This window comes from Herpetosiphon sp. NSE202, assembly GCF_042688385.1.
GTDB lineage: Bacteria > Chloroflexota > Chloroflexia > Chloroflexales > Herpetosiphonaceae > Herpetosiphon.
In genome coordinates, this window is the sequence record NZ_JBHUPY010000006.1 from 129,580 (window position 1) to 150,985 (window position 21,406).

A 21,406-nucleotide genomic window follows, 5' to 3' on the forward strand; every position below is an offset into this window, starting at 1 on the left:
GAGTTATGCAAGTTACTGAACATCCTCGCCTGCGAATCGCTTGGTTGCTGACCGCGCCAATTGTTGGTTCTGGTGGGTATACCAATATTTTTCGAATTATCAACCTCTTGGCGAGCTTTGGCCACGAGCAAATTATCTTTATGAATCCCAGCGATTACCCGACCGAGGCGCTGGATCGGCCTGAACATTTTGTGCAACGCTATTTTGGCGTGGTGCATGCGCCAATTTATTTTTGGCCGCAAGAAATTAAGGGCTTTGATATTGTTTTGGCAACCCAATGGACGACAACTCAAGGCTTTGAGATGTGCGATCCGGCGATTACTCGTGCCTATTTCGTACAAGATTTCGAGCCATTTTTCTATGCCATGGGCGATGAATGGCTGAGCGCCGAGGCGACCTACAAACAAGGTTGGCCCTGTATTACCTTGGGGCATTGGTTGGCCAAACATTTGCACGAGCAATATCAGGCCACAACCTTCCCATTTGATTTTGCGGTCGAGCACGAACGCTACTATCCACGGCCCAAGTTGTTGACCAAAAAACCGCGGGTTATTTTTTATGCGCGGCCATCAACGCCCCGCCGCTGTTTTGATTTGGGCATGCGCGCTTTGGCGATTGTCAAAGAGCAACGGCCTGATGTTGAAATTGTGCTCTTTGGCGATAAACATCTCAAGCATTTTTCAGCGCCGTTCAAATTTACCGCCATGGGCATTTTAAACCCAGAAGAATTGGCTGAGTTGTATGCTTCGGCCACCTTGGGCTTAGTCATTTCATCGACCAATCCTTCGTTGATGCCGCCTGAAATGATGGCCTCGGGCTGTCCAGTGGTCGATATTGATCTTGCGCCAAATCACTTTTTGGTGACCCACGGCAAAACCGGCTTGTTGGCGACTGCCGAGCCAAAACCACTAGCCCAAGCCTTGTTAAGCGTTTTGAGCGATGAGCCATTGCGCCAACGCTTGATCAAGGCAGGCCTTGAGCATGCCAAAACCTTGCGCTGGGAAAGCTCAGCCCGCGAGGTCGAAAAAGCCTTGGTTAAGCTGGTTACAACTGCTTCTGGCACGATTAACCAACGCTTGCTAACCGATCACGAACATTTGCAAGGTGATGGCGTGAGTGCCGCTTTGAACGCCGATTTTAACATCGGCCAGCGTTTGGTTTGCCAACATGATGGCGTTTGCGGCTTTGAAGTTGCCTTGGCGCAACCAGCCAGCGGCTCGTGGCGTTTACAAATTTACGATGCACTGATTAATCCAAATCGTAGCTTGGTTGATGTAGAATCAAGCAGCATTGATCAACAGTGGCTGCATTTTGATTTTCCGGCCTTGCCAGCCAGCCGCAATCAAGCCTTGCACTTTGTGGTGAGTTCTGCCAACGGCTCAAGCGTGCGCTTTGATTTTCGGGCTGCGGTTGGTGGCTCGTTGAGCTTCAACCATATGCCGCAACTTGGCCAGCTGTGTTGTCGTGTGTTGTATGCAGCTGCCTACGATACCCGTGAGCGTAGCGCCACGCCCGAGGTGGACTTTTTGCGTGCCCAACAAGCGTTGGCAAATAGCGAATATATTTTATTGAGCGAATTTACCGAACGCCTGCATAATTTGATTGTGCCCAAGAAAACATGGCAAGAACGGAGCAAGAAAACCTTGCAATTAATTCGTTCTGGTAAGTTTAATCACCTTGCCCTCGAAGCCAAACAATATGGCCGCTGGATGTACGATCGGGCCAAAGCGCAATTTCGTAGTTGGCGCTAAAGCATGGAGCAACGATCAACGGCGATCATTGCTCCATGAGCGCTATTTCGTTATCCGTCTATAGATTAATGAGGAAGAGTGTATGTCGCAATGGTTTAATCGTGCAGTATTGCTTAAGTTTGCGCCAATCTTCTTGGTTATGCTTGGCTATACTGCACGTTTATTGATCATGCCTGTAACTGGACATAATGATGTGCTTTTTATGCCATGGCATGCGCATTTTGTTGCCCAAGGCCATTTCAATGTTTATGAGCACTTACTAAATACCTATGGCGATAGCGTGATTAATATTCCGGTGTGGGCACCATATCCATATGGTTTTTATGCCTATACCGGGTTTTGGACAAAAATCTACGATTTGCTTGGCTTAATTGATATTAGTAATTGGTCATCGACCTGGGCGCTTGCCAACCCAATGCGGGCCGTTTTTCTATTTAAATTGATCTATTTGCCATTTGATATATTAATTGGCTGGGGCTTGAAACGCTCTATTGGCATGAGTGCACTTATTATGTGGGCACTTTCACCAACTGCCTTATATATGCTGGCAATGGGCCAAAACGATGTCTATGCGACCGCTTCGATGGTGCTTGGTACTGCTTTGGTTGGTCAAGCGCTGGCGGCAAGCGATCAAAAACTGCAATGGCGACGAGCGTGGCAAGCAATGCTTGTTTTAGGCATTGGTGCATCATTCAAGATGATTCCATTATTTTTAGTTGTACCATTAATTTTACTGCTTAATCTATCGTGGACGCGGCGCGCTATTCTGTTTGTGATTGGGATAGCGCCATTTGTGCTTCTATCACTGCCGTTTTTAAGCAGTAAAGCCTATATAACTGGCGTACTCTTTAACCCTGAAGGCACGCGGATATTTAACGAATCGAGCTTGCTTAGCGAGCCTGTATCATTCTTTTTATTTTCGTATAGTGCCTTGCTGATCTTTCTCTTGAATTATCGTCAAAAATGGGTCAGTGATTCTGCTTGGTGGGTTGCAGTAGCAGTTATGGCAATGTTCTTTTTGTGGATTCATATTCCAACGTATTGGCTCTATTGGTTTATTCCCTTTGCGATTGTTATTGCGCTGCGTTTTGGCTATCGCTACATCAGCATTTGGTTTTTAGCAGAATTTCTATTTGTCATTCAGATATTTAGTAAAAGCCGTGATATTAATATTGGCTTATCACGCTATTTAGTTAACGAATTGACCTTTATGCATCCGGTGCATGCATTATCGCTGCGCTCGCCATTACTGGCGCAAATATTTACCCGTTTTGAGGGATTTATCCAAAGCTTTCAATTGGCATTATTTGGCTTTGTGCTTGGTTTAGCAGTCTATTGTTTATATCGAGTTCGCCAAGCGCAACCATTGGAGCAAGCAAATTCTGGTTTACTGCGCTTATTGCCAATTCCCTTAGTTGTTAATATTGGGGTGATTATTGCAGCGATGTTGCTCACGCGCGGTATGGTTATTCCAGCCCCAGCCTTTGCTGAAGCCCATTTATCAATCCAATTGAACCAAAATGCACCAATCGTTGCCCAAAAGTTTACTGGCTCTGAAACAGCATTAACGGGTTTTGCAGTGCAATTTAGAGAACCAAGTAACAATTATCCTAGCATTAACGGCTGTATTACCACAATTCAGGAAACACGTTGTGCTCCCTTGACTACACCGAAAGGCGAGGTGTGGGAATATGTTGGCTATAACGTAATTTATCCACCAATGGCGACGTATAATCAACCATATACGCTTAGTTTGCAGCTCAGAGAGTTAAACCGCAAACTTGATTTGGGTTATCGCTCAAATAAAGAACAATTTAGCTATGGCGATGAGAAACTTGCTGGAATTTTACCATTTATGCCGATGCATGAATTAAGTTTGAGCAAAGCGATGAGTCAATTAACCCAACATATTAAGAATGATTGGCTTTTTATTCCTATCTGGCTTGTGGTTTATGCAAGCGTTATGCTGTTTTGGTGGCGCATGTTGCGTTCTGAAGTTACCCAATCGCCAACAATTGCCGCCGAAATTTAATTTATAAGGGATGATCTGCCATGCAATTGCAACCAATGCCAACTGAAACGCTCAAGGCCTGCCCAAGCTGTGGCGCAACCCAAGCAGATTTGGTTTGGCAGCAACCAGAAACATTTATTGCTGAAGGCTTAAATTTATATAGCTGTCGCACATGCGAGCAAATTTATCTTAATCCACGCTTGACCCTTGAAAGCACCACCCTGCTCGAAAACCAAAGTGAGGTGTATGCCTACAGCGATGCCGCAGAGCAGCAAGAAATAGCATTAAAAGCCAGCATTATTGCCCATATTGAACAACATGGCCAGCTAAAACCTGGGCGAGTGCTTGATCTTGGTTGTAATCGCGGCTTGTTGTTGGTAGCGGCGCAACAGCGCGGCTGGCAACCAGTTGGGATTGAACTCTCGCCGGTTGCCGCCGACATTGCGCGCCAACGCTATGGCTTGACCGTTTATAGCGACCCAACCAGCCTTGCCCAGCTTGAAGCCTTCGATCTGATTACCTGTTGGCATGTGCTTGAGCATCTGCACGAGCCAGTAGCGTTTGTGCAAGAACTCGCCGCCGCGCTCACGCCAGAGGGCGTTTTGGCAATTCAAGTGCCAGCTTATCAATTTCGCGATCAGTTTATCGAACAAGGGCAAGCTGGCAGCCTTTTGAGCGTGGTGCATACCTTATATTTTACTGCGTCAACGCTCACCAGCTTAGTGACCCAAGCGGGCTTGTGCGTATTTTATTGCGATGAATCACCAGAATATCGCATGTTGACGGTCTATGCCTGCCATCCACAGGCATTAATGGCTCGTTTAGGCCCGCCTGCGTGGTTGGTGTATGATTTGCAGCAAGCGACCATGCACAATGCCGAATTGACAACTCAGCTGCGTGAAACTCAGGCGCAGATACCACCATTAACGACTACGACCAACGAGCTTCAGCAGTATGTGGCGACGCTTGAAGCAACGCTCGCCAGCAAAAATGCCCATATCGCCCAGCTTGAAAAGCAGATCAACACGCTTGAATCGGGCCGAATCCTGCGTTTGCTCAAAGCATTGCGCCGTTTAAGCTAAGCATGGTACAAAAGCAAGTTAATCCATGAACTATCGATTAGGCTTGTTGCCGAAGCTTGCGCCGTTGGGCTGGATTATTCTGGCTGGCTACTTGGCGCGCTTTTTGATTATGCCCTTGGCGAGCCAACACGATGCGCTGTATATGCCGTGGCATGCCCATTTTGTGACTCAGGGTCATTTGAATGTGTATGAGCATTTATATACCACCTATGGGCCGCGGGTGATCGAAATGCCGGTTTGGGTTCCCTATCCCTATGGATTTTATGCCTATACCGGATTTGCGGCAAAAATCTACGATCTCTTGGGGCTGATTGATCTTCAGGCATGGCCTTCAACTTGAGAAATTGCCAATCCGATGCGGGCGGTTTTTTTGTTTAAGCTGCTCTATTTACCGTTTGATCTATTGATTGGCTGGCTTTTGCAACGGGTTGCTGGGCGCTTGGCGTGGGCAATGTGGGCTTGGTCGCCAACGGCCTTATTTATGTTGGCAATGGGTCAAAACGATGTGTACTCCAACGGCTGCGATGCTGTTAGGAACCTATTTGGTGAGCCGCGCATTGGCTGCGAACGATGTGAGCAAGGCGCGTCGCTATGGCTATTGGGCAATGCTCGTGCTTGGCTTGGGCGCTGGTTTCAAGCTGGTGCCACTGTTTTTGGTGCCACCATTAATTGTGCTACTTACCCGCTCGTGGTGGCAACGGCTCAAATTATTTGGAGTTAGTATCGCGCCATTGTTGCTGTTAAGTTTACCTTTTCTGCGCACCCCAGCCTATGTCAAAGGCGTTTTGTCAATCCGAGGGCACACGCATTTTTGATCAGCTGAATTTCCTCAGCCAGCCTAGCTCGCTCTTTTTGCTGTGCTATAGCCTGTTCTTAATCTTTTTGCTGTTGTATGAACGGCCTTGGGTTGCTGATAGCGCTTGGTGGGTGAGCATCGCAACCTTGGCGATTTTCTTTCTTTGGATTAAGATTCCGTTTTATTGGCTATATTGGCTCGCACCCTTTGGCATTATTGCGGTGCTACGCTTGAAGCGGGCCGCTTTGGGCTTGTGGCTGGGCGCTGAGTTAACTTTTGGCCTGACGCTGTTGCATAGCCATCGCGAGCTTAATCTCTTCTTTCGCTTTATTCCTGAATGGCAATTTATTAATCCAATTCATGCGCTGTCACTACGCTCGGAGTTGGCAAGCCAGCTTTTGGCTAAGTTGCGCTTGCTGAGCGAAAGCCTGCAATTGGCACTGTTTATTAGCCTAATCGTACTGGCAGTAATTAATATCTATCATGGCTATCAACGGCCTATTAAACCAGTGCTACGGCTGAATCGACTTGGCCTAAGCCTAATGCCTGCTACAATGATTGTACTAAGTTTGCTGCCGTTTGTTTGGCTTGCGCGGAGCAATGCGATTCGGCCACGCGAATGTGGCGCGCTGGCCAATATGCTGGTTCTGGATGGCCAACAACCCTTTGTTCAAGGCACGATCCAATCGGAGCAAAGCGAATTAACTGGCTTTGCCCTAAGTTTGGTCCAGCTGCCGCCGGTCAATGCCAAACTCCAAGGCTGTGTCGTGGTCGGAACACGCGAGCATTGTGCGCCGCTGGTCGTGCCGCGTGAAGCGCTTTGGGAAACTGCTGGCTATGGGGTGTTTCAGCCAGCGCTGGCAATTACGCCAAATCAACCATTCAGCGTTACCCTTAAAACGCTTGAGCCAAGTGTGCCTGTGGCCATTCACTATCGCTGGAAGCGCCAACCGCTCGTATTGGCAACCAGTCAAGTCGAAGGTAGTTTGCCGATTGTGGCCATGGAACATGCCCAATTTGCCAACGGCTGGCAGCGCTTAGGCCGTTTATTGCGAGCCGATCTGCTGTTTTGTGCAATTTGGGTGCTGACCACCAGCCTTGGCTTGTTATTCGTTTCCAATTTGGTTACTCCAGTTAGCCAACGCTGGCGCTGGAATCGCGCAAAACTGGCACGAAAATCAAAATAACATTGTGATATAATGAACACAGTAACGCGGAAAGGAACTGTCTATGGCTATTCTGTTGGCGAAGTCGCCACTCTCTGATATTGCCGAAAAAGTTGAAGCAGGCGAACGGCTCTCATTTGAAGATGGAGTTCGTTTGTATCAAACTAACGATATTTTAGCCTTGGGTAAATTGGCCGATACGGTGAATCGTCGCAAGAATGGCGATGTGGTGTATTTTGTGCAAAATCACCGCATTACGCCAACCAATGTTTGTGCGTTTCACTGTAATTTTTGTTCATTCCGCCGCAATGGCAACGAGCCTGATGCGTTTGTGCGCACACCTGAGCAAATTATTGATCACGTTGGGCGTTTGTTTAGCGAACGAACCCGTGAATTTCATATTGTTGGCGGGTTAGTGCCCGATCTTGATGTTGAATATTATGCCGATATTATTCGTGAATTGAAGGATCATTATCCCAATGTTCACGTCAAAGCCTTTACGGCAGTTGAAATTGATTATATGGCGCAAATTTCGAACATGGATTGGCGCACGACGCTTGAGATTTTGCGCAAAGCTGGCTTGGATGCCTTGCCTGGTGGCGGCGCTGAAATTTTCCATCCCGATGTGCGGCGTAAAATCTGCCCTGAAAAGGTTGATGGCGATGGCTGGCTGGAAATTCATGGGATTGCCCACGAATTAGGCATCAAAACCAATGCCACGATGCTGTATGGCCATATTGAAACCCTCGAACAACGGGTTGATCACCTGTTGCGGCTGCGCGAGCAACAAGATAAAACTGGCGGCTTTGTAACCTACATTCCGCTGGCATTCCACCCCGAAAATAACAACTTGGGGCGGGTCAAGAAGCTCGATTGGACAACTGGCTTCGAAGATTTGAAGAATTTGGCGATTGGCCGCTTGTTGCTCGACAACTTTGCCCACGTCAAAGCCTATTGGATCTCGCTTACACCACGTTTGGCCCAAGTGGCCTTGTCGTTTGGGGTTTCCGACGTAGACGGTACCGTGATCGAAGAAGAAATCTATCACGCTGCTGGCGCTAAAACCGAACAAGGAATCTCACGCGCCGAATTAGTCCATCTTGTGACGACTGCTGGCAAAACAGCGGTCGAACGTGATGCCTTATATAACCACATTGCTGTGAACTAATTGCAGGGTTTTGGGCTGTTGCTTGAAACGTTGCGTATCGCGTGAGTCGCCTAGCGTACTCACGCTTTTAAATTATATGCTTGGTGTAATCGATTATCTCAATACCCAACCGATGGATTATGGCATTACTGAGCGCTTGCCGCATGTGCCTGTCCAACGCGGCGTGCCAACGGCGATCAACGCGGCAGTTTTGCGCGGCGAGGTTGCTGTTGCGCCAATGTCGGTCTATGAATGGGCCTTGAATGCAGATAAATTGTTAGTTGTGCGCGATTTTTCAATCGCCACGATTGGCGCGGTCAATAGTGTGAATCTGTTTTCGTGGGCTGCTGATCCGCGCCAGCTTGATGGCCAGCCGATTGCCTTGACCACCGATTCGGCAACGAGCATTAATTTGCTCAAGGTGCTGTGCGAGCGTCACTATCGGATTCAGCCTGAATGGCGTTCGATGGCTCCAAATCTTGATGCAATGTTGGCTGAATGCCAAGGTTCATTGATGATTGGTGATAAGGCCTTGGTTGAAGCAACAGCGCGTCGTCATTTGGGCGAACGTGGGTTGCCCTACTTCTTTGATCTTGGCGATGAATGGCTGAAACTGAGCGGCTTGCCGTTTGTATTTGCGGTTTGGGTTGTGCGGCGCGATCAAGCCGAGGCTGTGCGTGATGCTGGGATTGTGCCAGCGTTGCGAGCTGCCAAGGCCGAAAATTTAACCCGCATCGATGAACTGGCCCAGTTTTATGCGCCACGAATTAATATCTCGCCTGGGGTTTGTGCTAAATATTTGCGCGATTTGCGCTACCACTTAACGTCGGTTGATTTGGAAGGCTTGCACACCTTTTTGCGCTATGCAGTGCCCAGTTTTCAACCAAGCCAATTGGAGTGGTTTAGCGAATAAGTGGGTAAAGATCCCCTCACCCCAACCCCTCTCCCGTGGCGCGGGCGAGGGGCTTTTACTATGTGGTTTTACCGCACGTCGTTGATAAACAATAGTTGGCTCCCCCTCGCCCGCATCTAGTGGGAGAGGGTGTTGGGGGTGAGGGAACGCTCCTTACCCCCACATATTCATGTTTTGGAATGTTGCTGTGCTTCTATAACTCGAGCCTTCGCGCTTTTTGCGTTCTTCGCGGTTTATCACGAGGGTTCAGGGGTTGCTTACAAGGGTCGGTTTTAAGATCCCCTCACCCCAACCCCTCTCCCGTGGCGCGGGCGAGGGCAACCAACCGGTCCGTGCTCCCCTCGCCCGCGTTCAGTGGGAGAGGGGCTGGGGGTGAGGGAATGAACCATGGTTACCAACCTAATGAACCATTGCACCTATAGCCAAAAGCCACCAGCCTATAGCCTTATCCATATGTTCTATGCTCTATGTTCTATGCTCTTTTATTCAGCTTTGCGCACGCTGTAGATTGTTTGCAGTTCGCGTTTGCCTTTGAGTTGGACTGGCTCTAGTTGATCCAGTTGGGCTTGATGCTGCTGTAAACGTTGCGCCAACGGCTGCGTGATGATAATTTGGCCAGCCTCGGCAATCGCCACCAAACGACTGGCCGTATTGACCACATCGCCAATCACGGTGTAATCCATGCGTTGGGCCGAGCCAATATTGCCAACGACCGCTCGCCCCCAGCTCATGCCAATGCCCAAGCCAATCGGATAGCCAAAGCTTGCTTGCCATTCAGTTTGCAAGCTGGCAAAGGTTTGCTGCATATCGATTGCGGCGTTGATTGCGCGCTCTGGATCATTGGGCAATGCTCGCACCGAGCCAAATACTGCCATCAAGCCATCGCCTAGAAACTTATCGATAATTGCATCATAGCGATACAGCACCGCTGTCATTTCATCGAAAAAGCGATTGAGAATTTGCTTAACCACCACTTGCGGGGCGAGATTTTCGCTGAGCGCCGTAAAGCCGCGTAAATCGGCAAATAACACTACGATGTCGCGCTCGCTTGGCTCACCAAAACCACCTTCGCTCAACAATTGTTCGACCAGCGGCGGAGCCATGTAGCGTTGTAAATCGGCGCGCAAGCGTTCGAGGCGTTGAGCTTGGAGTTGCTGATTTTCCAAGGCTTGGGCAAATAAGGTGGCGAGAGTTTGCAGCAAATTGTTTTCATTCGAGCGCCAGATATAATGATCATCAGCAGGCTTAATCAACAACAGGCCTTGTAAGCGTTCGGCACTATACAACTGGGCAATCACGACCATGTTGATTTCTGCTTGACGTAATGCGTGACCCAATGCCGAATCGTGCTGCTGTTTAAACAACTGGACGCGACTTTCGTCGAGGCTGGCCAAGAATTCAGGCAAGACTGGCAGTTGGTCAAGCCATGGCAGCGGGTAGGCAATGCTCTTGGTAATCTGGCGCTGATCATGATCGATCAACACCAACATACTTTGGGGAGCCTGAAAAATCGCCGCAACCTGCTGCATAATCTCATGAAATGGCGGTTCGCTGCTGGCACTGGTCAATTGCAGGGCAATTTCATTAACTTGGTTAAGTTGTTGAATATATTCTTGTTCGCGCAAAAAGAGCTTGGCATTATCCAAGCCGACGGTCAGTTGCACCGCAACCGCGCCTAAAATCGATTGGGTTAGGCCATCCAAGGCACTGAGATCGCTATGCCCAACCACTAAGAGGCCTTGAATGCCCTCGTGGGTATGCAATGGCACAATTAACTCGGCCACAATTTGCGGATCGGCCCATTGATAATCCAAGCAAAACTGCGTGACATCGCTGCTAAGCCAGCTTTGATAGTGTTCTAAGGCTTCTAAAATATAGGGTTCGATGTTTAAATATTGGTTGTATGGATTATGGGCAAAATTATGTGTGCCAGCCCGTAGCATAAATTGGTTTTGCTGCTTGAGCAAAATTGCGACACTATTGAAGCCAAAACTGTGGCGCACTAACGAAGTTACCAAGCGCAGCAATTGATCAGGGGTCATCAATTCGGCAAAATTGCGGCCTAGCTCGACCAATAATTGCAATTGGTTGGCGCGCGTATGCTCGCGCGCGAACAGTCGATTGTTATTGACGGCGGTTGTGCCATGGTTGGCAAAGACTTCGAGCGCTTGAATCGTGGCCAAATCGGGCGTGATCAAATTATTCGGCAGATCGACGATCATCAAGCCAAGCAATTGTTGCGGGCTGCCCAAGGGCACAAATAAATAATCTGCTTGGCGAATGCCAGTTGCGCCAAATGGCAGATGGTTGGTTTCTTCGTCGTCGAGCGTATAGCCCGATGGCACAAAATAGGAGCGACTCATCCGAAAGCGCTCACGCAGTAGTGGTATGATGCTTTGCTGAATCTTTTCATTGGTCCAAAGTTGCTGAATTTGCTCGCGCTGAACCCCAGCTACGCCTTGGGCCGACTCAACATCATCAATCTCAAAAACGTGAATAATAACTTGGCGAAAGCCCAACGAGCGATGAATTGCCTGGGCTAGCTCGTTTAACACCTCGTGCAGTGGCAAATTGAGGCTTAAGCGTTCGCCGACATTCAACAATTCTTCGAGCATTTGCGAGCGGCGTTCGAGCAGGCCTTTTTGTTGAACGGTGGTTTGAAACAGTTGGGCATGGGTAAAGGCGGTGACGCTTTGATTGCCAATATTTTGGGCTAATTCGAGCTGATCTTGGGTAAAATAATTAATTCGGGTATGCGCCGCCGTAATGACCCCAATCACAATCCCTTGGTGAATCAAGGGCACTGAAAGAATCGAGCGCGTGGTATCAATTCGACGATCCATCGAGATCCAGCGTGGGTCGCGGGCTGTATCGCTGATGATTAATGGCTTCATGGCCCGCATCACCCAGCCTGCTACGCCATCGCGAATCACCCGTTGAATGCTTGCGGTATTGAGGGTTTCTTTGACTGATGAGGCATAAAATGGCGTGTTATGGTCGTTGACTAAAATGATTGAGGTGCGGATTGCGCCCAAGGCATTGGCTAATTGCAGCACCAAATCGCGTAAAATACTGTTAATATCGAGCGAGCTGTTGAGGGTTTGGCTAATCGCATACAAAATATGCATTTGGCGGGTGGATTCTTCGAGGCCGCGGCGATTTTTTTGCAGCCGCATCATCACTCGTAAGCGTGCCAATAGCTCGGATAACTCGATTGGCTTGACCAAAATATCGTCGGCTCCTGCATCGAGTGCCGCAACTTTGGTGCGCAAATCGCCAAGCGCGGTAATTTGAATAATTGGAATAAATGGGATGGCGGGATTACTGCGCAGATGGCGGGTCAGATCAACGCCATTCATACCAGGCAAGGAAATATCCAACAAAATAATATCTGGTGTAATGACGCGCACAAATTGCAACGCTTCTTCGCTACTATTGGTCAATGAAACCCGATAGCCAGCATCGCGCAGCAGCAATTGAAACATGCGGCTAATACTGAGGTCGTCTTCGACGATTAACACATGGCCATTGCTTGCATCAGGCATGAAGGTTCTCCACTTGGGTCGCTGCCCTCATTGTACGAGGTGTTCTGGCGTTTGACAATGGTATAAAGCCAAGTACGATCATAGAGCACCATTATTAATCTCTATCCGGCGGTGCATATGGAGGTTTCTTGTGAGTAAACATGTTGTCGTCTATGGTCGAACGAGTTTTTGCCCTGATCTTGCTCGTTCGCAACGTTTTTTAGAAGCCAAGCAGGTTGCCTACACCCAAATTAATATCGATCAAGATGACGCTGCTGGTGCGTTGGTCGAGGGCTGGGTTGGCTATCGCAGCGTGCCCACGATTGTGGTTGCCGAAGCTGGCAGCAATTTGCCCTTCGAAGCGCCAGCACCGTTGCCAGCAGGCCGCGAAGCGCGCTCATTTGATCGTGGTACCGTTATCACCGAACCAAGCGACGAAGCCTTGAGTGCTTTCTTGAAGCGCAACGGTTTGTTGGATTAAGCGTATAGTGGGGGTGGATGAGAGGTGAAGGTTGGTGTGAGAGCCAACCGATGAGAATGGTTTTAGCTTTGCTCGCTTTGGCAACGATAGGGCAGCCCTGCTATGACCCCACCCGATACTTTAGAATGGACAGCCGAGGTTGTGCATAGCCTCTTAAACTATCCGCAACGCCTCTTGGCGCACCCTGCCTGGTCGCCGATTATTGCCGAACTTGGCGGTTTGCGCCATTTGCGTCAGCAACTATTAACCTACCCACTGAAAACCAAAGAATTGCGCTTGCTAAATATCTTAATCAGCCAGCCAGATGCCTCGGTTGACTATTATTGCGATGTGTTGGCGATTCATCCGGCGACATTTCATCGCCAGCAAAATGCGCTGTGTCAGCGGTTGAGTGGCTTATTGCCAGCGCCCAAAATCGAGATTACTGCTGAGGCAGCAGCCTCAATTGGTTTCCAAATGCCCACAACGAGCTTCATTGGGCGCACACTCGACCTTGAACGAATTCAATTATTGTTTGATCAAGGCTGCGATTGGATTAGCTTGATCGGCCCTGCTGGGGTGGGCAAAACCCGCTTGGCCTTGGAAATTAGCCAGCGTGTTGGCCCAATCTTCCGTGATGGTGTTGGCTTGTTGCATATTCCCACCGCTGCTGAGCCAACGATGCTTGCTCACGATTTTTTGGCTCAGCTAGGGCTTGATTCCCCGCACCTAGATGCGCAACAACGCTTGCAAGCCTATTTTAGCTCACGCCATATGTTGCTCATTTTAGACAATCTGAATCAACCTGAGTTGGCTGCTTGGTTGTTTGAATGTTTGCAGGCTGCGCCGTTTGTGCGGGTGTTGGCAACCGGCACGCAGCGCTTACATGTGCCCCAAGAGCGTTTACATCATGTTGACGAATTAAGCGCTCTTGTGCCCGCTGATCAACCTGTTGCCCTTGAGGGAAATCCTAGCTTACAACTCTTGGGTGAGCGCTTAAGCCATTTTCAGCCGCTCGCGTTGCATGAGCCTGCCCAAATTGGGGCAGCAAGCCAGCTTTGCCAGCTCGTGGGTGGCTTGCCCTTGGCGCTCGAAGTAGTGGCCAGCCTGAGTATTGACTATGATTTGGCGACTTTAGCGGCGCAACTTCAGCCAATCGCTTCGAGCGAGGCGCGCTTGGCGTGGTTAATTAACGCCCGCTATACAACACTGCAACCAGCGACCCAACAGCTGCTCACAACACTAGCCCGCTTGCCGCGTTGGCTCAACCAGCGTGAACTAGCTGGCTTGCAAGGATTATCTGCTCAACAGATTCAGGCGGGTTTGCATGAAGCCCAAACCAAGCATCTTTTGGTTAATTGGGCTGTGTGGTATGCCATGCCAAGCTGCGTTCAGCACCAAATCGGCAACCTAGGCAGCAGGAAAGATAGCCCGCTATGAATCAATTATCAACCGAATGGAACGATGCGATTGTCCATGATCTTTTGCACTATCCCCAGCGTTTATCTCAACACCCCACATGGTCAACCGTGATTGCCGAAGCTGGTGGGTTGCAGCAGCTGCGCCAGCAATTGCTTGAATTTCCGCTCAAAGCCAAGCAACGACGGGTGCTTGAGGTTATTTTGGCCCATCCTGAAGCGTCGGTCGTACGCTATACCGATCTGTTGTCAATCCATCATGCGACATTTCATCGGCAGCAAAATGCCCTTTGTCACAGCTTAAGCAGTTTTCTGAATACTAATCCGAGGCAGCCTGAACTGATTCCGGCAGCGGTTGAACCTGTTGCGTTTATTCCCACGAGTCTTGTGCGATCATGGACGAGTTTTGTGGGCCGCCAAGCAGATCTTGACGTGTTGTCGACCTTGCTAACCAACGGGAGCCGCTGGATCAGTTTGGTTGGGACTGGTGGGGTTGGCAAAACTCGCTTGGCGTTTGAGCTGGCACAGCATTGGGTTGGTATTGACTGTGATGAAGTGCATGTCTTACGTTTTGCTGATGTACAACACGTTGAAGATATTGGCTTGGCCTGTATGCAGCAGTTGCAACTATCGCTTAGTGATGCTCAATCGATCGAGCAAGCGATTCAACAGTTTTTTGAAAATCGGCGCAGTTTGCTGATTCTTGATAATTTGGAGCATCTTCCGGCGGCTGGTGAGTGGTTGGCTAGCCTTTTTGCTGAAGTGCCACAGCTTCAAGTGCTGGCGACCAGCAGAGTGCGTTTAAATGTGTTAAATGAAATTATCTACGAAGTCGATGTATTGGCGTATCCTGCTCTTACACCGAGTATGGAACCCGTCAGTCACTATCCAGCAGTCCAGCTCTGTCTTGATCGACTAGAAGCGGTGCGCTTGATTGATCGCAGCGATCAGCACTTGCTAAACCAGGTTGGTCAGATTTGCTGCCACGTTGCGGGGTTGCCGCTGGCAATTGAGTTGGTGGCGGCTCGAGCAGCTGAATATTCTCTGGAGTCAATTGTGACGGCAATTCGTAGCGATCTTGGGTTGCTTGCCGAAGGGCCGCTCGATGTGGATATACGCCACCAAACGATGGCGGCAACGATTGGCTGGAGCTATCGTTTATTGCCTGCTGAAACCCAAGCAATTTTGTGTCAGTTAAGCGTCTTTCAGGCGGGCTGGGATGTGGCGGCGGCAGCAGCGTTAGCTGATCTTGACCATGATTTAATGGAAGATCATTTAAGTTTGCTCTTAGATAATCATTTAATTAGTATCCGCAATGATGTTGTTCATCATCCGTATACAATTTTAGAGCCAATTCGCCACTATGCATGGCAATTACTGAGTGCTGAGCAACGCCATAGCTTACGCTTACAGCATTGTGATTATTATATTACCTGGGTTACCCCGACAGAGGAATACTTAATTGGCCCTGACCATGGAATGTGGCATCTTTCCACGTTTCAAGCCTATCCAAATATTCAATTAGCCTTGCATACAGCCAAAGCCGAAGCTGATCCGACGCGTTTCTGGCAATTGTTAGCTGTTTTGTATCGTTTCTGGTGGGGTTTTCACTTTATTGCAGAAGCTCGATCATGGATCGAACCAGTCATTCCACGCTTGCTCAAGGTAACCGATAATCCATATTTGCAATGTAGGGTATTATACACAGCTATTTTGTTCTGTTCGCGAAATAGACCAGATTATTCACATCTAGCGATAATTCATTATCTGATTGATTTGACTCAAAAGCATGGATTTTATACCCTTGAAGCCAAAACAAAAAACTTTTATGCATTAATATTAATGGAGCAGAATAAATTAAAAGAAGCTGGAGACATGTTCTTAGCAACAGTTAATCTCTACCAGCAGATTGGTGATGAAACTAATGTCTTAGGGCCAATGTTTAATTATGCAAATCTTATGTGGAAATCCAAAAGATTGAATGAATCGTATCTGATGTTTCAAGATTTGGCAGTGAAATTTAAGCAAATGAAATATTACCTTGATTTTACAGCATCGATGAAAAATATATCGTTGATTTATATTTACCAAGAAAAATATTTTGAAGCTGAAAAGATTCTAGTCGATTTGATTGCAGAAGAAGAACATATGCAACATATTCCACTCTATCTTGGTGATTATAATCTCTACTTTCGGTTGATTAAAGTATACTTTTTCTTGAAAAATGAACAAGGAATTGATCGCTGTATCAAGATATTATATCCAGTTGCGGTAGAAAATACGGTTTTTATCGAACAAGTATTTTTTACCTGTGAATCATTGATCTTGGTTGCGATAATTAAGCAACACTACCTGATTGCTCTCGCAATTTATTGGTATTTCTTGAATGTCGTTGAGACTGAAAAGTATGCAATGCGTTGGAATGAACGTGAATTTTTGGCCCAAACCAAGATCGTGCTCAGTCATTATTGTGATGATGTTGATTTTGTTGCTGATCCTGATTTTTGCCTAGAAAAGAACGATTTTAACACGACGATGAATTATTATATTAAGCTGATGTATGGATTTTGATGCGCTTGCTCGGGTTTAACCTAGACGAACTTGATAGACATTTGGCCTTGAATAGATGGGACATGCGATGCAACTGACCGAGGATCTTGTCGCAGAATTAATTTTTGCCCCAGAACAGATTGCCAATCAACCCCAGCTTGCCCAATTTGTGCAAGCTTGTGGTGGGATTCAACAATGTTATGCGTTGTTGCAAAGCCTGCCGCTCAATGCTGCTGAGCAGCGCTTGTTAAAGCTGATTTTAGCTCAGCCAGGGGCTTCAGTCGATTTTTATTTGCAACAGTTGCACATCCATAAAGCAACTTTTCATCGCCATCAGCGCAAACTATTGCATAGTTTGACCACTGGCATCAATCAAAAACCAGTGCTGCAAACGTCACGCTCCTGGTTTGCTCAAATCCGACAAGCCACTCGCTTGCCTGCTGCTCCACCAGTTAATCGGGCTGGGGTGGCGTATCAACGCATCCTGCACTTATTTGAGCAAGGGGTGCGCTTGATCAATGTGGTTGGCGCTGATCAGCCAAGCCAGCAAGCTTTAGTGCTGAATTTTGCCCACGATCTTGGCACTAGCATGAATGATGGTTGTTTATGGCTTGATTTAACTGGCAGCCCGTCGCAAGCACTGAGCCAGCATTTACTGGCAAAGGTTCAAGCTTCGCCCAAGCCAAGCCCGGCGGAGTTATTGCAGCTATTTCAAGCCCGCCAAGTTTTATTAATTTTAGCTGGCTATCAAACTCATCCTGATGATCCGCTCTGGTTGCGGCGTTTGCTCGAAATTGTCCCGAAGTTGGTTGTAATTTGCACAAGTAGCCAGCGTTTGAAATTATATGGTGAGTTTCTCGTGCCAATTGGCGTGCCGCTAGCAAGCCCATGATCAAAGCAACGCTTGTTGCGCAGCGAATGCTTTCTAGCGGTTATTCAAGGAGTTACCTATGATTTTGCCGAAGGAGCGCGACCAGCGCCTGATTACGCTTCGCCGTGGAGGCACGCTCAGCGACGATGACCATCGACTGCTTGCGCTTTGGGCGGCTGCATGTGCTAGCCATGTGCTCGAATACTTTGAGCAAGCCCAGCCCAACGATCAACGGCCACGCCATGCCTTAGCCCAACTTCATGCTTGGGTGCGCGGCGAGCTTAGTATGAGCGAAGCCCGCGCTGCTGGTGGTCACGCCAATGCTGCTGCGCGTGGTTTAAGCGGGGCGGCACGCTTTGCTGGCTTTGCGGCGGCTCAAGCAGCTTTAGTTGCCCATGTGGCCGCCCATAATCTTGGCGCTGCGGCCTATGCAATTAAGGCGGTGCGCGCGGCAGCAGCCAAGGGCACTGAGGATGAAACTGGTCGCCAAGAGTGTGCTTGGCAGCATGCCCAACTTCCGGCAACTCTGCGCGCGTTTGTGCTCGAAGATCAGCGCGCCCGTAATCCAATTTGCTGGGGGGTATTTGATGTTAATGATTAATCGAATCCTTTAAGCAGATAGTATGAACTGCTGTGAACATGCTGCGAATCTGCGCCAAAGTTGCTGTTTTTGATAATCCTTGTTTGATACAGTATCTACACGATTGAATTGAGCAAAAGCGAGGAACAAGCATGCGACGAACAATGGTGGGTTTATTGGTTGGCATCGTGGCGCTGAGTGGTTCTATTCAAGCCAAACCGCAGGGCGAGGTGATTGATCCGGCAGTTGTTGGCTATCCGCAACGGATGGTGGCCTTTGGCGATTCAATTACGCGCGCGTTTCTGGCCGATGGCAACCCAAATAATATTGCCGATCAGCCACAGTATAGTTGGGCAACTGGCACCAGCCCTGAAGTGAACAGTTTGGCCGAGCGGATTCGCGCCGCGACTGGCAATTTAACGGTGACCAATGCTGCTGCTTCTGGCGCAACGATCAATGCCTTGGTTGGCCAAGTTAATGCAGCTAATCCTGCTGATGTTCAATATGCCACGATTTTAATCGGAGCGAACGATGTCTGTTTTGATCAAGAAAGTGATATGACTAGCGTGGCCGCTTATCGGGCGCAACTAGTCAGCGGATTAAATCAATTAACCGCTAATGAGCCGGAAGCCCGCATTTTCATTGCTAGCATTCCCGATGTGTTTAAGGTTTGGCAGACCTTTAAAGATAACCCAATTGCACGCGGGATTTGGAACCAATTTGGAGTTTGTCAGGCAATGTTTGCCAACCCCGAATCAACCGCGCCCGCTGATATGGAGCGTCGCCAGCGTGTCCGTCAACGAATTATCGATTTCAATAGCCAATTAAGCGAGGTCTGTAGCGGCTATTTACGCTGTCGCTTTGATCAGAATCTGTTGTTCAATTCAGCAATTTCGCCAACCTTAGTTACCGCCGATTTTTATCACCCGTCGATTGCTGGGCAACGGACGCTGGCCAGCAACCTTGCCCAAGCTTCATTTGATTTTACTGATCAAGCAGCGCCCGTCTCAAACGTAAGATTTAGCCAAACCCAAGGCACATGGTTGGCAACCCTCAGCGCGACCGACGATCGTGGCGTGCGTGGCTTAGAATATCGCTTGCCCAGCCAAACAACTTGGATTCGTTATACCCAGCCAATCGCTGTTGCTGACCAAGCAACCATTATTGTGCGTGCAGTTGATATTAACGGCAATACTGAAGGTTCACGTGCTTGGAGCGTGCCAGTTGCGGCGAGCTATCGCATATTTATGCCTTTTGTAAAGCTTAATCAATAGTAATTTGCCCCAGTTCATAGGTATCGTTCGCTGCATCAAGCGGCATGCGTTGGCCACTTAGATCATACCAACCAACAATGACCGTATAGCGACCTGCTGGCAGTGACGCTGCCAAATCAATCGCTAGTAGGTCGGATTGGGCTTGATCAAGTGGCCAATATTGGCTCGCAGGGTTGGTTGGGCTATCAGTTTGGGCTACCAAATTCCCAGCTTGATCGAGCACATGGATAAAACGAATCAAACTTGGCAACGGCTGAGTAGTTTGCCAGCGCAGGGCAACTAGGAGTTGGTTTTGGGCATGACTGGGTAATTCAAGCCCAGTTAATTGAATTCCATTGTGCCAACCAATGTTGAGCTGTTGGCTAAATTGTAAGGGTTTGTTTTCAATCTGCCACCAATCACCAAGTTTGCGATGCTGCAAGGCCAATTCGGGAATCGCTTGCAACGCATAGACTTGGCGGCCTTGAGCCAATTGATCGCGAATCCGCTGCTGATCGGCCTGAAAACTAAATTCGAGGTCGGGGCGTTGCTGCTCAACGGCTTGCAGATAGCGCAAACTTTCGATGCTCCAGCCATCACCAATCACGAGGCTGTGTGCGGCAATTGGCTCGGCCAAGCGCTGACGGGCAAGGTTTTCGATTTCGGCTGTATTGCTAGCTTGAATGTGGGGCAAGTTTTGCCATGCCAGCCATCCGCTCATAGCCAAAGCTCCGACTAAACTCCAGCGTGGCCACGGCAGATACGCCAACCCAAAGCCAATCAGCAAAGCTTGCACAACATACGCGCCAAGCCCAAAAACCGCCAAATCATCGACGAAATAGGCCAAGCAAAAGCCCAGAATGCTGCAATAACTACCAGCAAGCATGATTGCAATTGGCCGTTGTTGTCGCCAACAGTGCCAGAACCCATAGCACGCCAAGCCAAAGCCCAGCCAGGTTAATTGCGGTCCAAAAAGCCCAACTTGCACTGCAACGAACCGCTGCCATGCTTGATTGGCTGCTCGCTGTGGGTCAAACCACGTGCCACCAGCACTGCCAAGCAGATACTCAGCCAACACTGCCCAGCCATTTTGCCAAGCAGGTGCGCGCCAAACAATATACAAATACGGTAGAAAACTGATTAATCCAGCTGCGATTGCCAGCAGTATTTGACGTAATGTTGGTCGTCGTTGCCAACAAGCGGCGATCAGCATCCATGGCAGCAAAAATAGGCTGCTGCGATGATGCCCAAGCATCAGGCCTGCGGCCAGCCCAAGCCAGCAAAATGCAACCTGTTGTTGCCGCCAAGCCAAAATTAGCCAGATTGTGCCAACTTGTAGCAATACTGCAAAGGCATAAATTTCGGCATGAGTTGCTTGCTGCCAAAAAGTTGCGGATAGCCCTAAAATGGCTGCACAAGCCCAAGCCCAGCGTTGAGCCAGCCCAAGTTTGAGCGCAATTTGGCCAACGATCGTTAAACTCAGCGCCGCAGCAAAGGCCGAAAAGAGATTAACCCGCCAAGCAACGCTGCCAAATGGCAGTACTTTGCTCCACAGCCATGTCACCATACTATACAGTGGATAGCCAGTGCTATGCGCAATCTCAAGGCTTGGGCCAACCCGTTGAAATTCGGCAGTATCGCCGCCACCGAGGCCTGGCAGCAGGGTTATGCTATATAGCAGCAATGCAACTCCAAAGAGCAACAATGCACCAACGTTGCGATCAACCTTTCTGTGTTTTGGATTTTGTATCATGGAGTTTTGCCAACTGCTTCTCAGCTACGATTATCAGCGTGGCGCTGGTTGCTGTCAAGCGAGCAGCAATTGGCGACGACAGAACGCCGCAATCGACAAGCCCATCCTTGCGGCGTTTGCGGCTTGAGGCA

17 protein-coding genes are annotated in these 21,406 nt (G+C 48.8%); 15 read left to right on the forward strand and 2 right to left on the reverse strand.

What is annotated here, in order from left to right; all coding sequences use genetic code 11:
* Positions 1-5 precede the first annotated feature (5 nt).
* From ACFMKP_RS08525 to ACFMKP_RS08560, 8 genes are all read left to right on the forward strand, one after another.
* Positions 6-1,751 (forward strand): glycosyltransferase family 4 protein, encoded by a 1,746-nt coding sequence (locus ACFMKP_RS08525; protein WP_382290907.1) that lies wholly within the window; start codon positions 6-8, stop codon positions 1,749-1,751.
* Between the two features lie 82 nt (positions 1,752-1,833).
* Positions 1,834-3,783, forward strand: coding sequence for a hypothetical protein (locus ACFMKP_RS08530; RefSeq protein ID WP_382290909.1), 1,950 nt, complete (start codon positions 1,834-1,836; stop codon positions 3,781-3,783).
* Between the two features lie 20 nt (positions 3,784-3,803).
* Positions 3,804-4,844, forward strand: a complete 1,041-nt coding sequence (locus ACFMKP_RS08535) for a methyltransferase domain-containing protein (protein ID WP_382290911.1) — start codon at positions 3,804-3,806, stop codon at positions 4,842-4,844.
* A 25-nt stretch (positions 4,845-4,869) separates the two neighbouring features.
* On the forward strand, positions 4,870-5,184 hold the full coding sequence (locus ACFMKP_RS08540) for a hypothetical protein (protein WP_382290913.1): 315 nt from the start codon (positions 4,870-4,872) through the stop codon (positions 5,182-5,184).
* Between the two features lie 163 nt (positions 5,185-5,347).
* A complete protein-coding gene (locus tag ACFMKP_RS08545) occupies positions 5,348-5,659 on the forward strand; it encodes a hypothetical protein (protein ID WP_382290915.1) in 312 nt (103 codons plus the stop codon).
* A complete protein-coding gene (locus tag ACFMKP_RS08550) occupies positions 5,616-6,827 on the forward strand; it encodes a hypothetical protein (RefSeq protein WP_382290917.1) in 1,212 nt (403 codons plus the stop codon). The genes ACFMKP_RS08545 and ACFMKP_RS08550 overlap by 44 nt, the downstream gene beginning before the upstream one ends.
* A gap of 43 nt (positions 6,828-6,870) precedes the next feature.
* Positions 6,871-7,974, forward strand: coding sequence for an aminofutalosine synthase MqnE (gene mqnE / locus ACFMKP_RS08555; RefSeq protein WP_204755214.1), 1,104 nt, complete (start codon positions 6,871-6,873; stop codon positions 7,972-7,974).
* 76 nt (positions 7,975-8,050) lie between these two features.
* Positions 8,051-8,866 (forward strand): menaquinone biosynthetic enzyme MqnA/MqnD family protein, encoded by an 816-nt coding sequence (locus ACFMKP_RS08560; RefSeq protein ID WP_382290919.1) that lies wholly within the window; start codon positions 8,051-8,053, stop codon positions 8,864-8,866.
* 482 nt (positions 8,867-9,348) lie between these two features.
* Here ACFMKP_RS08560 and ACFMKP_RS08565 read toward each other — a convergent pair whose 3' ends face one another.
* Positions 9,349-12,411 carry a GAF domain-containing protein gene (locus ACFMKP_RS08565; RefSeq protein WP_382290921.1) on the reverse strand — a complete coding sequence of 1,021 codons (3,063 nt, stop codon included), beginning with the start codon at positions 12,409-12,411 and terminating at the stop codon, positions 9,349-9,351.
* A 130-nt stretch (positions 12,412-12,541) separates the two neighbouring features.
* Between ACFMKP_RS08565 and ACFMKP_RS08570 the strand changes: the two genes are divergently transcribed.
* The 6 genes from ACFMKP_RS08570 to ACFMKP_RS08595 all read left to right on the forward strand — a co-directional run bounded on the left by ACFMKP_RS08570 (position 12,542) and on the right by ACFMKP_RS08595 (position 19,543).
* Positions 12,542-12,871, forward strand: coding sequence for a glutaredoxin family protein (locus ACFMKP_RS08570; protein WP_382290923.1), 330 nt, complete (start codon positions 12,542-12,544; stop codon positions 12,869-12,871).
* A gap of 102 nt (positions 12,872-12,973) precedes the next feature.
* Positions 12,974-14,290 carry a hypothetical protein gene (locus tag ACFMKP_RS08575; RefSeq protein ID WP_382290925.1) on the forward strand — a complete coding sequence of 439 codons (1,317 nt, stop codon included), beginning with the start codon at positions 12,974-12,976 and terminating at the stop codon, positions 14,288-14,290.
* The gene (locus tag ACFMKP_RS08580; RefSeq protein WP_382290927.1) at positions 14,287-16,839 is read left to right on the forward strand and encodes an ATP-binding protein; all 2,553 of its coding nucleotides are present in this window, start codon (positions 14,287-14,289) and stop codon (positions 16,837-16,839) included. Before ACFMKP_RS08575 ends, ACFMKP_RS08580 begins: the two co-directional genes overlap by 4 nt.
* Positions 16,840-16,906: 67 nt before the next feature.
* Positions 16,907-17,710, forward strand: coding sequence for a hypothetical protein (locus tag ACFMKP_RS08585; protein ID WP_382290929.1), 804 nt, complete (start codon positions 16,907-16,909; stop codon positions 17,708-17,710).
* Between the two features lie 58 nt (positions 17,711-17,768).
* Positions 17,769-18,290, forward strand: a complete 522-nt coding sequence (locus ACFMKP_RS08590) for a putative immunity protein (protein WP_382290931.1) — start codon at positions 17,769-17,771, stop codon at positions 18,288-18,290.
* A gap of 131 nt (positions 18,291-18,421) precedes the next feature.
* Positions 18,422-19,543, forward strand: a complete 1,122-nt coding sequence (locus ACFMKP_RS08595; protein WP_382290933.1) for an SGNH/GDSL hydrolase family protein — start codon at positions 18,422-18,424, stop codon at positions 19,541-19,543.
* Here the strand turns inward: ACFMKP_RS08595 and ACFMKP_RS08600 are convergent.
* Positions 19,533-21,206, reverse strand: a complete 1,674-nt coding sequence (locus ACFMKP_RS08600) for a protein O-mannosyl-transferase family (RefSeq protein ID WP_382290935.1) — start codon at positions 21,204-21,206, stop codon at positions 19,533-19,535. The two genes, ACFMKP_RS08595 and ACFMKP_RS08600, sit on opposite strands and share 11 nt — an antisense overlap.
* A gap of 67 nt (positions 21,207-21,273) precedes the next feature.
* Between ACFMKP_RS08600 and ACFMKP_RS08605 the strand changes: the two genes are divergently transcribed.
* Entirely contained in the window at positions 21,274-21,402 is a 129-nt protein-coding gene (locus ACFMKP_RS08605) for a hypothetical protein (protein ID WP_382290937.1), read from the forward strand.
* The last annotated feature ends 4 nt before the right edge of the window (positions 21,403-21,406 follow it).

What these genes read in the sequence shown, in the direction of transcription:
- ACFMKP_RS08525 (WP_382290907.1), top strand. Translation starts at nt 6, where the DNA reads ATGCAAGTTACTGAACATCCTCGCCTGCGAATCGCTTGGTTGCTGACC.
- ACFMKP_RS08530 (WP_382290909.1), top strand. Translation starts at nt 1,834, where the DNA reads ATGTCGCAATGGTTTAATCGTGCAGTATTGCTTAAGTTTGCGCCAATC.
- ACFMKP_RS08535 (WP_382290911.1), top strand. Translation starts at nt 3,804, where the DNA reads ATGCAATTGCAACCAATGCCAACTGAAACGCTCAAGGCCTGCCCAAGC.
- ACFMKP_RS08540 (WP_382290913.1), top strand. Translation starts at nt 4,870, where the DNA reads ATGAACTATCGATTAGGCTTGTTGCCGAAGCTTGCGCCGTTGGGCTGG.
- ACFMKP_RS08545 (WP_382290915.1), top strand. Translation starts at nt 5,348, where the DNA reads ATGTGTACTCCAACGGCTGCGATGCTGTTAGGAACCTATTTGGTGAGC.
- ACFMKP_RS08550 (WP_382290917.1), top strand. Translation starts at nt 5,616, where the DNA reads ATGTCAAAGGCGTTTTGTCAATCCGAGGGCACACGCATTTTTGATCAG.
- mqnE (WP_204755214.1), top strand. Translation starts at nt 6,871, where the DNA reads ATGGCTATTCTGTTGGCGAAGTCGCCACTCTCTGATATTGCCGAAAAA.
- ACFMKP_RS08560 (WP_382290919.1), top strand. Translation starts at nt 8,051, where the DNA reads ATGCTTGGTGTAATCGATTATCTCAATACCCAACCGATGGATTATGGC.
- ACFMKP_RS08565 (WP_382290921.1), bottom strand. Translation starts at nt 12,411, where the DNA reads ATGCCTGATGCAAGCAATGGCCATGTGTTAATCGTCGAAGACGACCTC.
- ACFMKP_RS08575 (WP_382290925.1), top strand. Translation starts at nt 12,974, where the DNA reads ATGACCCCACCCGATACTTTAGAATGGACAGCCGAGGTTGTGCATAGC.
- ACFMKP_RS08580 (WP_382290927.1), top strand. Translation starts at nt 14,287, where the DNA reads ATGAATCAATTATCAACCGAATGGAACGATGCGATTGTCCATGATCTT.
- ACFMKP_RS08585 (WP_382290929.1), top strand. Translation starts at nt 16,907, where the DNA reads ATGCAACTGACCGAGGATCTTGTCGCAGAATTAATTTTTGCCCCAGAA.
- ACFMKP_RS08590 (WP_382290931.1), top strand. Translation starts at nt 17,769, where the DNA reads ATGATTTTGCCGAAGGAGCGCGACCAGCGCCTGATTACGCTTCGCCGT.
- ACFMKP_RS08595 (WP_382290933.1), top strand. Translation starts at nt 18,422, where the DNA reads ATGCGACGAACAATGGTGGGTTTATTGGTTGGCATCGTGGCGCTGAGT.
- ACFMKP_RS08605 (WP_382290937.1), top strand. Translation starts at nt 21,274, where the DNA reads ATGGAGTTTTGCCAACTGCTTCTCAGCTACGATTATCAGCGTGGCGCT.